A 14,684-nucleotide genomic window follows, 5' to 3' on the forward strand; every position below is an offset into this window, starting at 1 on the left:
GACTCGCTACCGCTACGCTAACGTAATTACAAGACTTTTCAAGTAATTGAACTACACTACTCCCTACTCTGCGTCTCAGTCATTATCAAGTTTCAAGATGGTTCTGGAGGGTTGAGGCGATAGCCCATACCATAGACAGTTTCAATCCAATCGGCTGCTGCTAATGTTTGCAAACGTTGGCGAAGTTTACGAACTAAAACGGTGATTGCATTGCTTTCTGGCTCACTACCCCACTCCCATACGGCTTGCTCAATTTGGTGGCGAGTCAAAACTTGCTTAGGATGACGCATGAAATACTCTAGCAACTGAAATTCTTGGCTGGAAAGGGATACAGTCGCTCCTTGGCGCTCCAAAATTAGTGTATCAAGATGAAGTTCGAGGTCTGCCAAGCAGAGGGTGTCTCCTTGCCAAAGGGGCGATCGCCTTCTCAATGCCCGCACTCGCGCCATGAACTCCACGATATCAATCGGTTTGACGAGGTAATCATCTGCTCCGGCATCTAATCCTATGACTTTATCAGGTGTGGTATCTTTTGCCGTGATCATTAATACGGGGGCAGTTTTTCCCGCCGCCCGATACTGTTGACACAAACTCACTCCACTAATTCGAGGTAACATCCAATCTAAAATCAGCAGATCGTATTCTTTTTCAGCCAAAAGCCATTGAGCGGTTTCACCATCCTTGACACCATCGACGCTGTGTCCAGCCTGAGAGAGAACCATTTGCAGCGGCATTAATTGCTTTGGATCATCCTCTACCAGTAAGATTTTCATCACCTTTATACACTTGTGCTTGTTTAGAATAATCTATTGAAGCAATCTCAACGTCTTTCATCAGTAAGATTTCAGAGGATTGTCTAGCCCATTAGGATATAGATGAAGTGGGAGCTAGCAAAATCAGAAGCAGGTGTAGTGGTGTGGTGTATTAGTAAACGTTGGCTGCAAGGGTTGGGATTAGAGTTTTGGTTGCCTCTACCACTGGTAGCGGTTGTGTTTTGGCTTGGCTGTAATTTCCTAGCTGCTCAAGAGTTAAGCCGACCCTACTCCACCGAGAAAAAACTTCAGTCAGATACTCAGCTTGAAGCACAGGTATCAGTCAATGTGTTGCTCATTAACGCCGCCGTCAACCGAACTAAAAAAATTACCCAGGTAGAAGTGGAAACAGCAGACCCCATCTTGAAGCGATTGGAATTAGAACTTCCAACAATAGAATTCAGCCAAATAGAAGCGACAATTGCCCAAGAACTAGGTCTACCCCGCGAGGATGTTAGAAAGTTAGTACGCTATGAAGTTGTGGAATAACATTGATCCGATTTCAGGTTAAAAAAGAAAGCTGTATGTCAACAGCTAGAAGAGAAAGGAGTTGGATGATGGCGATTTCTTCCTAGCGTTTGCGAGAGGCGATCGCTAAACTCGTTCAATGAAAGTAAGTGAGGCGATCGCCTTCCTCATCTTCCTTGCCCTTCTTACTACTTACATATTACAATATAATACATTTTGCATTACCTTAAAATGAAGTGTACACCATTAACAACAGACCCTTTTGAGCATTTTTTCTATAAATATGCTCAATGGCTAGAAGAAGCATGGTCTGTCACTGCTGCGAATACATTAGCCACATCTTCTCTGGATGCACTTGCAGAGATTTGGCTGCACGATTTTCCTGACGCTAAGAAAAAGTTGGAAAAAGAAGTTGGTGGTACAATTCCAGCATCTATTAGATTGGCTAGGTTTTTAAAGCAGTTTATTCCGAATGATCCAGATGTTAATAAAGTTGCTGTTGTCTGTTTTGCTGAAGATTGGAAACATTACCGTCCACAGGATGCTCACGTAGCTGACCTGATTATTAATAAACGTGTTAATAAAGATCCTAATGATGTATTCTTCGGGCATGAACCACCTAGAGCCTACCTTGATGTTCCTCGTGATGAACTTGCTAGAGAATGCCCAGAACTTGCAGCCAACCTTAACCTTTTAGCCTTAGCTGAAGAGTATGAGTATGGGGCTATTCTATACTCTCTTTATCGCTGTCCTTTAGTTCATGCTGCTACTAATTCAAATCGGACGCATGGTTTTGCTAGAGGGGAAAAAAGTATGTATTATTGGTCACTTGACGGTAGCGGTAGAGTTACTATTGGCTTTGGAACTCATCTGATTATTCGTTGGCTGCGTAATGCGGTTACTGGATATGTTCAAACTTGCCATCAAGCAGGCCTTATTCCGGCAAGTAATATTGATGCTGGATCTAGCCAAGAAGAACGTTTCAAGAGACTTTGGAGCAAAATTAAATAATTAATTCCAAAGATGATATCCATGTATAGAGGTAAAGTTGTCAATACTGGGCAAGAAAGGTATACAGTACTGGCTGATGCAAAACCTTATAAATAAAGCTTTGAGCGAATTAGAAATTTCTTTGCTTATTTTTATTTCTTATTTGCGCCCAATTTTATAAGCAAATCCCTGATTAACATTATTTAGGCATTAATTCTAATCTATGCCTTGTCAGATTTTTCATCATTCATATCTGGGATTCAGGCTAAACTTGTGTATTTAATGAATTAGTCGTAGTTTGATTAATGCGTTCTGCCTTGGTTTTTAATGTTTGATTCATGGCTTCAAACCCTTGGCGAACGTCAATATTTAATCGACGAGCTAGCAGAGGTACTAGTAAACCCTGGAAAGATTCTTGCTGAATGAAGCGGACGCGTAGGCGTAGTCCGTCGTAGACATCGCTTGCTAACGGTTCAATGATAAAGCTATGTTCAACGTCAAATAACCCTGGTATCAAAAAGTGCCATAACCAGCGCAGTTTGCGATTAGGTTCTACCGTAATCACCGTAGGTCGAAAGGTCACAATATCTCTACCCGGAGGCTGAAAGTGAACGGTTAGCTGTGCTCCTTTACTGAGCGAACCACTAATTTGACGAATAAACAGATTCCAATGTGGAAAACTGGCAAAATCAGTAAGTAAGTTCCAGACTTGCTTATCAGATGCCTGAATTTCAATTTCAGTGTAGATTTTCATGGGTAAGAGTTGATAGAAAAACCAGAATTAAAAGGGTTATTCCTGCTAAAAATAACCCAATGTATTGTCGTCCTAGTACTCGACCAATCCAAAAATTACGGGTGAAGACAGGCAGATAAAGCAGGGGGAGCAAAGAAAGAAAATAACTTGATTTGCTTACCATAAAATAAACTCTGCAAAGTCTCTTTGATGGACTACGAGTAAACTAGATTGTTTATTGCAAAGCATAATGAATACTATTCATAGAAAACTCGTGTTTTAACAGCAAAATTCTGGCGGTTGGTAGACAGTTGTCAAGAAACTACTGACCTTGAACAACCAAAACGGAACATGGAGCGTGATGAACTACGTGATTGCTCACACTTCCTGCTAAAAGTTCGGCAAATCCATTAAGTCCTCTACGACCAAGCACAATCAAATCTGCTCCCCAACTCCGGGCTAAATCACAGATATTAGTGCCAGGATCTCCTGTTTGATAACTGGATTCTGCCATAATGCCTAGTGTTTTCGCTTTCTGATAGTACAACTGAAGTAAACTTTGTGCCTGTTGTGTTTCTATTTCCAGGTCTACTAAGTTCACAGTGAGTTGACTAGAAGTTGCTAGCTCAATGCTGTGACCAATCATTAACTGAGCAGCATCTCTTTGGGCTAACTCCAGCGCTTTTATAAACACTGTTGCAGTCGCAGGTGAATCATCGACCGCCACTAAAATCTTTTTAAAGCTCATATCCAACTCCAATAATCAATTACTTCATTCTCATTTGTTGTCTTTTAGCTTGAGGGACAAATGTGATTTAAAAGTGAAATTAGGTAGATAAATGATTTATTCACTTTTCGTTCACATTTATCAGCAATCCTGGAAAAGAAGCAGAGAAACGAAACTAAGCTAACTGAGATTTAAAACGAATCTCTTACCTAATACGGTTCATGCTCAAACTATAAAACTATAGTTTTTACTATTTGGAGATTAATATAGCGGCTTGCAGTTGAGTTCAATACAGACCTAACCCCTAACCCCTTCCCTACAAGGGAAGGGGAGTAAGATTCAAAGCCTCTCTCCTTGTAGAAGAGAGGTTTGGAGAGAGGTCAAAACTGTACTTCACCCAAGCGATAACCGCTATAAAGCTTCGTTTTAAACTTATTGATTTTGATAGGAGATGTTGTGATGAATTTTAGTCCAGTTAAAAATGCAATCGGAATCATTTCTACCCGTCAGGCTGCAACGCAGGCGCTTGATGAACTCAGAGCGATTGACTTTCCCATGCAGAAAATTTCTGTATTCACTTTAGACTCTGAAGACGAAAAGTTGTACGAGGATGCTAATGCGGGTAAACATCTCATAACTCCGATCGAAGGTGCTAAAGCAGGCGCAATTACAGGAGGAACAACCGGGGGCTTCTTGGCGCTAACAGCCGGACTTGGCGTATTAGTTATTCCTGGTTTTGGCCCAGCATTAGCGGTTGAATCTGTGCTGGGTACACTGCTCGCGGGTGGAGCAAGTGCGATTTTTGGCAGTGTTTATGGTGCATTTCAAGGTTGGTTTGCTCCCGAAAGGCAACCTAGACTCTGTGAGTCAGCCACCTGCCAAGAAAAATTTTTGGTGAAGGTAGAGGGAACAACAGATGAAATCTGGCAAGCAGAATCGATTCTCAGTTATTGGGGTGTGCAGCAATGGCATATTTATGAACTTAGCAAAAGATTCTCGTAATCACACCAATTTGAAAAAAGAAAAGTACAGATTCAAACAGATAAATCCATATAAATCTGATGAATCTTAATTACGAATTACGAATTAGTTTTTGGAGACACAGATGACAGCAAATACGATCGCTACAAATACTTTTGCTCAGACAACAGAAGATTTACTCAACTATGAATGGCATACTCTGGGTGAACAAAAGGTTGTGCAAACCTTAGCCAGCCATCCTGAAGCGGGTTTGAGCCATGAAGAAGCTACCACCCGACACCAGCAGATGGGTGCAAATCAACTGACTGCTAAAAGTGGAAAAAGTCCTTGGCTACGATTTTTAGAGCAATTTAATCAACCACTACTATATATTTTGCTGACGGCGGGACTGGTGACACTGCTGCTCAAAGATTGGATAGATGCGGGAGTAATTTTTGGTGTCACCCTGATTAACGTTATCATTGGCTACATTCAAGAATCGAAAGCAGAAGGTGCGATCGCTGCTTTATCCAAAGCTGTCACCACTGAAGCAACTGTGATTCGCAATAGTCAAAAAACTCGTTTGGCTTCGACTGAACTTGTTCTGGGTGATTTGGTATTACTGGCATCTGGGGATAAAGTGCCTGCGGATCTGCGGCTATTAACTGTGCGTGGCTTGCAAGTTGACGAGTCTGCCTTAACAGGCGAATCCGTTCCGGTGGAGAAAGTAACGGCATCGTTGGATGTCGAGACACCGTTAGCCGAACGCAGCAATATGGTCTATGCCGGAAGTTTCGTCACCTTTGGACAGGCAGAAGGGATTGTAGTAGCGATCGCAGATGCCACCGAAACCGGTCGGATCTCGCAGTTAATTGAAAGCAGCACAAATCTGAAAACACCGTTAACACGAAATATTGACAAGTTTAGCAAAAGCTTGTTGTATGTCATTTTAGGTTTAGCTGCCCTGACATTTGCAGTCGGATTAGGACAGGGCGAATCTTGGATTGACGTTTTTAAAGCGAGTGTAGCTTTGGTAGTCAGCGCGATTCCCGAAGGATTACCTGCGATTGTTACAGTCACGTTGGCGATCGGAGTTTCCCGGATGGCACGACGTAAGGCGATTATTCGCAAGCTACCTGCTGTGGAAACCTTGGGAAGTACCACTGTTATTTGTTCTGACAAAACTGGGACTTTAACTGAGAATCAGATGACGGTTCAAAAGATTTATGCAGGTGGACAACACTACACCGTTAGCGGTATTGGTTATGCCCCAGACGGTGAAATCCTGATCGATCAACAACCTGTTGATTTCAATGCAGATGGACATATTGCTCTTTGGGAATCCTTGGAAGCAGGATTGCTCTGCAATGATTCTCATATCGAATGGGGAGACAGACAGTGGAACTTAGTAGGAACCCCAACTGAGGGAGCATTGATTACGGCTGCCAATAAAGCGGGATTGACGCAAGCGAATCTAGAGCAATTATCCAGAATAGACACCATTCCTTTTGAGTCTCAATTCCAATACATGGCGACTTTGCATGAATTAGATGCAAAGCGATCGCTGAATGTGATTTATCTCAAAGGTTCTGTAGAGGCAATTCTCCAACGATGCGATCGCATGTTCGATGCTCAAGGACAACTCGCTCGTCTCAATCCTGCCGCAGTGGAACAGGAAGTTGCTGGCATGGCAAACCAAGGGTTACGAGTGCTAGCTTTTGCCAGCAAAGAAGTTGCCAGTAAGCGATCCTTGGATCGCAATGATATCGATCGAGGACTGGTGTTTCTAGGACTTCAAGGCATTATCGATCCGCCTCGTGAGGAAGCGATCGCCGCAGTAAAAGCTTGTCAATCTGCGGGGATTCAGGTGAAGATGATCACTGGGGATCATGCGCTAACAGCAGCTGCGATCGCCCGTCAAATGGGAATTTGCTCGACTGAAGCACAAGTTTTCACCGGACAGCAATTAGCTCAGATGGATGAAAATGAATTCACCCAAGCGGCTGAGGAAGGTATGGTTTTTGCGCGAGTTGCTCCAGAACAAAAATTGCATCTGGTAAAAGCATTGCAGTCTCAGGGTGAAATTGTTGCCATGACTGGAGATGGTGTCAATGATGCTCCCGCTCTCAAACAGGCAGATATTGGTGTAGCGATGGGCATAGCCGGGGCAGAGGTTGCCAAAGAATCGGCGGATATGCTTTTAACTGACGATAACTTCGCTTCAATAGAAGCTGCTGTGGAGGAAGGACGTGGTGTTTACCGCAACTTACGAAAAGCGATCGCCTTCTTGCTGCCGATCAATGTTGGCGAATCCATGACAATTTTGATTGCCATTCTCCTGGCAACTGTGCTTCCCATCTTACCAATCCAAATTCTTTGGTTGAACATGGTTAGTTCAGTAGGGTTGATTGTTCCCCTCGCTTTTGAGCCAAAATCTGGACAGGTGATGGAGCAACCACCACGCAACCCTAGAGAAAAGCTTTTATCAGGCAGTTTACTTAAACGCATATTAGCGATTTCTGTTTTCAATTGGGTGGTAATTTTTGGGGTGTTTCAATGGATACTGCAAACTACAGGCAATGAAGCCTTAGCTCGCACAATGGCGATTAATGGATTGGTGGCAGCAGAAGTCTTTTACCTGTTAAGCATTACCCAGTTTTTACCATCTCTAGTCGTGAGAATCCAAGGTAAACGCACACCTGTAGCCTATGCACCTGCGATCGGAATTGTGGCTGTGGTGATTTTACAATGTCTGTTTAGTCAGTGGAGCATGATGAATCAAGTGTTTGACACCACACCTTTGACATTTATCCAAGCTCTTATTTGTATGGGTGTAGGTTTGCCAGTGGTATTTATAGCTCTCATCTTGCAGCGTTTCGATCCGCTCAACTAGGGATATAGGACTTTTTTGGTAGTTTCATCCAATGCCAGATGATTAGGTTAGAGCTACACCCAAATAAATTAAAAACTCCATCAGTACATTTTACTAGGTATGATATTTGATCTGCAAGCATTTACTTAGTAATAATCAGCTATGACCCAGAACTACCGCATTACTCTACTCCCCGGCGATGGCATTGGCCCTGAAATTATGGCAGTGGCGGTAGATGTGCTGAAAGTCGTAGGGAAGCAATTCGATCTGAAGTTTGAATTCCAAGAAGCTCTCATCGGTGGTGCAGCAATTGATGCCACAGGCGAACCCCTACCATCTGCCACTCTAGAGACTTGCCGTAATAGTGATGCTGTATTACTCGCAGCGATTGGTGGTTATAAGTGGGATTCTCTGCCATCCGATTTACGCCCAGAAGCAGGTTTGTTAGGACTGCGTGCAGGTTTAGGATTATTTGCCAATTTGCGCCCAGCGAAAATTTTGCCCCAGCTAATCGACGCCTCAACTTTGAAACGCGAAATTGTCGAAGGCGTGGATATTATGGTGGTGCGCGAACTCACTGGTGGGATTTACTTTGGTAAACCTAAAGGGATTTTTGCTACAGAAATCGGTGAGAAACGCGGTGTAAATACAATGGTTTACACCGAATCAGAAATTGAACGCATTGGGCGAGTGGCCTTTGAAACAGCCCAAAAACGCGGTGGAAAACTTTGTTCAGTAGATAAGGCGAACGTATTAGAAGTATCTCAGTTGTGGCGCGATCGCATCACCCAACTTTCTCAGGAATATCCAGATATCGAACTCTCTCATTTATATGTAGATAATGCTGCTATGCAGTTAGTACGCGCTCCCAAACAGTTCGACACTATTGTTACAGGCAATTTGTTTGGTGATATTCTCTCTGATGCTGCTGCCATGCTCACAGGTAGTATTGGGATGTTACCCTCAGCTAGTTTGGGTGCTTCTGGCCCTGGTGTATTTGAACCAGTTCATGGTTCCGCCCCAGATATTGCTGGACAGGATAAGGCAAATCCTTTAGCACAGGTTTTGAGTGTGGCGATGATGTTACGCTACGGTTTAGACCAACCAAAAGCAGCAGATCGCATCGAACAAGCCGTATTGCAAGTTTTAGAACAAGGCGATCGCACCGGGGATATAATTTCTCCAGGAAAAAATCTCCTTGGTTGCCGCACTATGGGAGACTCACTCATCAAAGCTATGGAACAAAAATAATTTTATATAGCAACTTGGGCAATTTGGCAACCTTTGCTATAAGTTTCGGGTAGACTAAAGGGAAATCTAGCAATCAAATAACAGTCGATAGTGTACGCATTACGACAAGGTCAAGTAAATTTTACCGCCCCCAAGAACCAATCGCCTTTGATTGATCCCTCTGTAATCAGAGCTGCTGGGCAGATATACTATACTCACTGTGAAGTCCATCCCGAAATAGCTGGGCAACCTTCCGGTGTAGCAATTAATCGTGTGACTCATCGAGGCAAGGTTATTTTTACTAACCAGCCAGTTCTTTTACCTCAAGAGTGTTTTGTGCCCTTAAGTCAAATTGAATCCCACATGTATTAGTCATTAGTCATTGGTCATTGGTCATTGGTTATTAGTTATTGACAAAGGACAAATGACAAAGGACAAATGACAAAGGACAAATGACAAAGGACAAATGACTGTATGGACATTTTGTTCGCCATCCCGGCGAGTGTAATGGTCTTTGCTTTGGGTGCATCTATTGGTAGTTTTCTCAATGTTATTGTTTATCGCCTACCTGCTGGGTTGTCAATTCTTTGGCCGCCTTCCCGTTGTCCTAAATGCTTAAACCAGCTAAAAGCTTACGACAACGTACCAGTATTTGGCTGGATTTCCTTAAGAGGGCGGTGTCGATATTGCAAAAGCAAAATTTCTGTCCGTTATCCTGTGGTAGAAGGGGTAACGGGCATAATTTTTTTACTAATTTTTTGGGTATTTCAAGTTTCAACTTTAACAATAGGCTATTGGGCTTTTTGCAGTTGGTTATTGGCGCTATCACTCATCGACTTAGATACAATGACCCTACCCAATCCACTTACTAAGTCGGGTTTAGTGGTGGGAATTTTGTTTCAAATGGTAGTTGGTTTTCTACCAGAGGGTAGTTTTGTGGCATTGGTAAATCACCTTATGATCGCTATAGTTGGCGCAGTATTAGGCTTATGGCTGTTTGAGGCGATCGCCCTATTGAGTTCAATTACCTTTGGTAAAACTGCAATGGGTGCAGGTGACGCCAAGTTAGCATCCATGATGGGAGCCTGGTTAGGCTGGAAATATTTGCTCTTGGCTAGTTTTATTGCCTGTGCGTTGGGAGCATTAATTGGTATCGGTATTTTGATTATGCAGCGATCGCGACAAAAATTAGGACAAAAGATACCTTTCGGGCCTTTTCTGGCTTTAGGATCTGTGATTACGCTGTTTAGCGGCGAAGCCATTTTGTCTAGCTACCTGCGGTTATTTTTTCCAGCGTCTTGAATTGAAGTAGGGAGCAGAGGAGCAGAGGAGCAGGGAAGATAAGGAAGACAAGGGGATAAAGGAATAACCATGCCCAATGCCCAATCCCCCATGCCCAATCCCCCATGCCCAATCCCCTTTCATAAAAAATATTTATAATTCGTGACTGTAACCAACATTACCCCATCTGCCCTTCACATTTTGATAATATTCAGCTTGTGACTTGTATTACCCTCTTAACGACGATTAACCGTTGGCAAGTACAACTAGTGCAACAGATGCTGATTGTTCAGAACCCAGCAATACAAATAATTGATTAGGGTGGGAGGGGGAGAGCATCTTATTTGGAGGTTGGTATTCTCATGGTTTTGTCACTACGTCCATATAATTAAGTCTGCTGAAAAAAAGAGCAAGAGACTTGTATTGGTATAAGTATTTTCGTTAAGCTGGCAACCAAAGACAAAAATTAAGGTCTGAATTGCTTAAAAACGTAGTTTAACGATGTATTCATAAGTCATTAGTAAAGACAAATGACTTATGACTAAGCACAACCCAATACGGTTTGACATGTTTTCGACCTCATACCCACTTAAAATAAAATAAAAAATGGCTAACAACGAAGAATCACGTGGTTTAAAGTCTCTATTTGATTGGTTTGCAAATCGAAGGAAGTCAGGATCTACCAGCCTCGAACGCCAAGAGCGTGAAATTGCTGATGGTTTGTGGCATAAATGTTCTAAATGTGGCGTGTTGGCATATACAAAAGACCTGAAAGCCAATCAGATGGTTTGTGTCGAATGTGGTCATCACAATCGGGTAGATAGTGATGAGCGCATCCGTCAATTGATAGATAACAATACGTGGAAACCGCTGGATGAGCATTTGCGTCCAACTGACCCGCTAGAATTTCGCGATCGCAAACTCTACAGCGATCGCTTGCGGGAAACACAAGATAAAATTGGCTTAATAGATGCAGTTAGAACTGGTTTAGGTCAAATCAATAGTTTGCCCATTGCCCTTGGGGTTATGGACTTCCGCTTCATGGGTGGTAGTATGGGTTCCGTCGTGGGAGAAAGACTCACCCGGATGATTGAGCAAGCCACTCAACGACGCTATCCTGTAGTTATCGTCTGCACCTCCGGTGGCGCGAGAATGCAAGAAGGTATGCTCTCTTTGATGCAGATGGCGAAAATCTCCGCAGCCTTACAGCGCCATAAAGACGCGCGACTATTATATATTCCAGTTTTGACCAATCCGACAACGGGCGGCGTTACCGCTAGTTTTGCAATGTTGGGCGATATAATTTTGGCAGAACCCAAGGCAACCATTGGTTTTGCTGGTCGGCGAGTGATTGAGCAAACCCTGCGGGAAAAACTACCCGAAAATTTCCAGACTGCTGAAGATTTGCTCCAGCATGGTTTTGTTGATGATATCGTACCCCGTACCCAATTAAAGAACACCCTAGCCCAGCTGATTGCTCTACATCAGCCTGTATTAACAACACCTCACATGGTGTTGTGGGAAACAATGTCCTTGACTTCTACCGCGGCAGAATAAAGTTTGGGGCATTGGGGATTGGGCATTGGGCATTGGGCATTAGGAGTGCTGTTAGCGGAAAGCTAAGGTTTAGCCCGTGCTGAGTTAGGAGTTAAGAGTTAAGAGTTAAGAGTTAGGAAGGAGTTTTGTTTATCTCCTTGTCCCCTTGTCCCCTCATCTCCCCGCTCCCCTGCTCCCCACTGCCCACTCCCTAACCTCTTTGCTCTTGGAGAAACATGAGCGGAACAAGGGCTACTAGTCGGAATACACCAGAGAGGACAAACAAGCTTAGTAAACCTCCAGACTGGGAAAATTGGACGATGAAACTGCCTATAGTTGTGCCCAAAGCGCCACTTACTCCAGCAACGGCAGCTGCGATCGCAAAATAGATAGACTGATTTTTAGTTGGTGCGATCGCCAATTGTATATTGTTGTTGCACAAGTCAATTGCCGCCCAAGTCCCTCCAATCAAGATGTGTAACAGTGGCAACCACAGCCAGATGTCAAGGCGATTAACACTAATCCCCAGCCACAGAAATGGTGTAGCTGCAACCAAAATCCCAATAGAGATGAGGATGGGACGATTGCCTATCTTGTCTGCTAATTTTCCCCACAGGATAAACATCAGCAAAGTCGCCCCCGCCTGAAAGCTGTTGTAGATAGTCACGTAGCTCACATTCAAATCCAGCGTATCGAGCATATAAAGGTTAAAAAAAGGACTGCTGAGGTTAACAGCAAGCGTCCAAAAGCTGAAATACAGCAGAAAAATCAAAAAGTTAGAGTTTTTCCAGATGCTGTTAATTGACTGGTCTTGTGGTGGATGAATTGATTGAAGGACTTTAGAAGATTCATCTTTTGCAACCTCTGATTGAATCTCACTTGGGGTTAACTGGCCATAATAAGTGTTTTGCGATCGCGGATTCATATCCACCTGGAAATACTGACATCCTAATCCTATAATCCCAAACACAACGCTTACCAGTAGAACTATCCCATAGCCTTGTAGAGATCCCCCATACCAATGTGATACAACTAGACCGGCAATTGGTACGCAAACTAAAGTGCTAAGGTTAGCAGCACTATTGCGTGTCCCAAAAAACCTGCCTCGTAATTGCCGGGGAACTATCATTGCTACCCAACTGAGCCACGATGCGCTTCCTAGTCCTCCCAAAAGATTGCTGAATAGAACAATCAAGAGTGTCAATATGACTAACTGGTGAGCATCAATCACTCCCAAGCTGGCGCTGACAATACCAATTACTAAAATCAGCCATATCAGCCGACCAATTCCGTGTGTCCGAAGCAAATATTGAAAGCGGCTGGTGCTGCGTTCCGACAAGTAAGCACCCAACGGCTGAATGAGATTGACCAACATGGGAATAGAAGACAGCATCCCAAATACCACTGGACTAGCACCCAACTCCACTAATAAATTGCTGAGTAAAATCCCGCCAGTTCCAAGAGAGTAAACCGATGCTAAGACAGCATCCCCAGTGGAGGCTTTTAAACTGGTGCGAATAGTATCCTTAGAAATTCGAGAGTTTGAAGAGATTGCTGTTGGTGGTAAGGCAATCTGGGTAAATTCCAGAGTCAGTGGCGCAGTTGTTTCAATCTGAACAGAATCCATCAACATAAATTATGGGTGAAGTATCCTCGGACAAATCAGGTTGGAAAGGAACTCAGTATGCTTGAATTAGCATTGCTGATAATTTTTCGTTATTTTAGCTTGCAATTTTCAGCCAAAATTTCAAATAAGTAAAATATCATTCCTTAATAACACAAGGTATAAGCGGGGAAAGAGAATATTATTTGTTTGTGAACACTAAAGGATTATTTAATTTTTTGGCATTGGTGATAGCGATCGCGATCGCTATTATTGCTTGTCAAAGCCTACAATTGCCAAGCAAACCGTTAGTATCTACCGCAGTCACCATCAAACTTAGTGGATGGGGAGGCTCTCCCATTGAGCAAAAACTATTAAGACAAGTACTGCAAGACTTTGAAGCACAACATCCAACTATTAAGGTCAAATATGAGGTAATTTCCGACCAATACATGGATGTAATCAAAACTCGTTTGGTTGGGGAAGCTGCGCCCGATGTTTTTTATCTGGATGCGCTCGAAGCTCCTTTCTTAATGAGTCAGAATGTCTTAGAACCGTTAGAAGGTTACATTACCCCCAAATTTGACCTCGCGGATTTTGAGGATACCCTACTCGACAGTTTCAAATACCAGAATCATATTTACGGTCTTCCCAAAGACTATTCAACCCTGGCCCTGTTTTATAACAAAAAAGCCTTCGCTGCCGCAGGCTTGAGTAATCCGCCAGCGACTTGGGAGGAATTATGTAACTACTCGAAGCAACTGACAGGCAAAATTAACAAATACGGGTTTGGCGAAATTCCTGAATTGGCGCGTCAGGCTTATAAAATTAAAGCCTTTGGTGGACAACTCGTAGATAAAAATGGTTATGCTACTTTTGCCAGTGAGTCAGGTTTACAGGGTTTAGAGTTGGTAGTAAACCAATATCAAAAAGACCGCTCCTCTGCCCAAAAATCTGATGTAGGGACAAACTCAGGTAGTGAAATGTTTGGTCAGAGTAAAGTAGCAATGGCGATTGAAGGTAACTGGGCAATTCCCTATCTAACTGAAACCTTTCCCCAAGTAGAGTTTGCTACTGCACCAGTACCTACAATTAATGATAAAAAAGGCACGATGGTGTTTACAGTTGCCTACGTGATGAATAAGCAAGCACAACACAAAGCCGAAGCTTGGAAATTGATTTCTTATCTCACGGGTAAAGAAGGAATGCAAAAGTGGACAGGAACAGGGTTTGCTTTGGCAACACGTAAATCAGTGGCAAAGAATTTGGGTTATGACCAAGACCCGTTGCGATCGCCATTAGTCGCGGGAGTTAGTTATGCTACACCGTGGCAGGTGGGTCAATATCCAAGTGCGATCGTCAATAACTTTGAAAATCAGTTTATCAGCGCTTTACTTGGGCAACAACCATTAAAAGAAGCGATGCGGAAGGCAGAGAATAAAGCTAATCAGCAAATTAAGACGATGGAGTAA

Annotated in this window: 13 protein-coding genes; 9 read left to right on the forward strand and 4 right to left on the reverse strand. The window is 43.2% G+C overall.

The annotated features are described in order from the left end of the window. Nucleotides 1-92: 92 nt before the first annotated feature. Nucleotides 93-773, reverse strand: a complete 681-nt coding sequence (gene rppA / locus RMY64_RS12380; RefSeq protein ID WP_322671844.1) for a two-component system response regulator RppA — start codon at nt 771-773, stop codon at nt 93-95. Between the two features lie 102 nt (nt 774-875). On the opposite strand from rppA, the gene RMY64_RS12385 reads away from it, so the two are divergent. Together RMY64_RS12385 and RMY64_RS12390 are read left to right on the forward strand one after the other, a co-directional pair. Next, the gene (locus RMY64_RS12385; RefSeq protein ID WP_322700196.1) at nt 876-1,301 is read left to right on the forward strand and encodes a hypothetical protein; all 426 of its coding nucleotides are present in this window, start codon (nt 876-878) and stop codon (nt 1,299-1,301) included. 210 nt (nt 1,302-1,511) lie between these two features. Continuing rightward, complete coding sequence (locus tag RMY64_RS12390) at nt 1,512-2,291, forward strand: hypothetical protein (RefSeq protein WP_322700197.1); 780 nt, start codon at nt 1,512-1,514, stop codon at nt 2,289-2,291. Nucleotides 2,292-2,535: 244 nt separating this feature from the next. Here RMY64_RS12390 and RMY64_RS12395 read toward each other — a convergent pair whose 3' ends face one another. Together RMY64_RS12395 and RMY64_RS12400 are read right to left on the reverse strand one after the other, a co-directional pair. Further along, nucleotides 2,536-3,024 carry an SRPBCC domain-containing protein gene (locus RMY64_RS12395; protein ID WP_322700198.1) on the reverse strand — a complete coding sequence of 163 codons (489 nt, stop codon included), beginning with the start codon at nt 3,022-3,024 and terminating at the stop codon, nt 2,536-2,538. 301 nt (nt 3,025-3,325) lie between these two features. Further along, nucleotides 3,326-3,751: a universal stress protein gene (locus RMY64_RS12400; protein ID WP_322671806.1), complete on the reverse strand. Its 426-nt coding sequence runs from the start codon at nt 3,749-3,751 to the stop codon at nt 3,326-3,328. 438 nt (nt 3,752-4,189) lie between these two features. On the opposite strand from RMY64_RS12400, the gene RMY64_RS12405 reads away from it, so the two are divergent. The 6 genes from RMY64_RS12405 to accD all read left to right on the forward strand — a co-directional run bounded on the left by RMY64_RS12405 (nt 4,190) and on the right by accD (nt 11,630). Then, nucleotides 4,190-4,732 (forward strand): hypothetical protein, encoded by a 543-nt coding sequence (locus RMY64_RS12405; protein WP_322700199.1) that lies wholly within the window; start codon nt 4,190-4,192, stop codon nt 4,730-4,732. Nucleotides 4,733-4,835: 103 nt separating this feature from the next. Then, a complete protein-coding gene (locus RMY64_RS12410; RefSeq protein WP_322700200.1) occupies nt 4,836-7,583 on the forward strand; it encodes an HAD-IC family P-type ATPase in 2,748 nt (915 codons plus the stop codon). A 141-nt stretch (nt 7,584-7,724) separates the two neighbouring features. After that, nucleotides 7,725-8,813 carry a 3-isopropylmalate dehydrogenase gene (gene leuB / locus RMY64_RS12415; RefSeq protein ID WP_322700201.1) on the forward strand — a complete coding sequence of 363 codons (1,089 nt, stop codon included), beginning with the start codon at nt 7,725-7,727 and terminating at the stop codon, nt 8,811-8,813. Between the two features lie 90 nt (nt 8,814-8,903). Next, nucleotides 8,904-9,164 carry a hypothetical protein gene (locus tag RMY64_RS12420; protein WP_094347451.1) on the forward strand — a complete coding sequence of 87 codons (261 nt, stop codon included), beginning with the start codon at nt 8,904-8,906 and terminating at the stop codon, nt 9,162-9,164. 102 nt (nt 9,165-9,266) lie between these two features. After that, the gene (locus RMY64_RS12425; RefSeq protein WP_322700202.1) at nt 9,267-10,094 is read left to right on the forward strand and encodes a prepilin peptidase; all 828 of its coding nucleotides are present in this window, start codon (nt 9,267-9,269) and stop codon (nt 10,092-10,094) included. Between the two features lie 585 nt (nt 10,095-10,679). After that, nucleotides 10,680-11,630: an acetyl-CoA carboxylase, carboxyltransferase subunit beta gene (accD, locus tag RMY64_RS12430; RefSeq protein WP_292817165.1), complete on the forward strand. Its 951-nt coding sequence runs from the start codon at nt 10,680-10,682 to the stop codon at nt 11,628-11,630. Between the two features lie 190 nt (nt 11,631-11,820). Here the strand turns inward: accD and RMY64_RS12435 are convergent, their stop codons facing one another. After that, nucleotides 11,821-13,236, reverse strand: a complete 1,416-nt coding sequence (locus RMY64_RS12435) for an MFS transporter (protein ID WP_322671800.1) — start codon at nt 13,234-13,236, stop codon at nt 11,821-11,823. Nucleotides 13,237-13,460: 224 nt separating this feature from the next. Between RMY64_RS12435 and RMY64_RS12440 the strand changes: the two genes are divergently transcribed. Beyond that, a complete protein-coding gene (locus tag RMY64_RS12440) occupies nt 13,461-14,684 on the forward strand; it encodes an ABC transporter substrate-binding protein (RefSeq protein ID WP_416212143.1) in 1,224 nt (407 codons plus the stop codon).

The sequence above is a fragment of the Nostoc sp. DedQUE08 genome, assembly GCF_034530895.1.
GTDB lineage: Bacteria > Cyanobacteriota > Cyanobacteriia > Cyanobacteriales > Nostocaceae > Nostoc.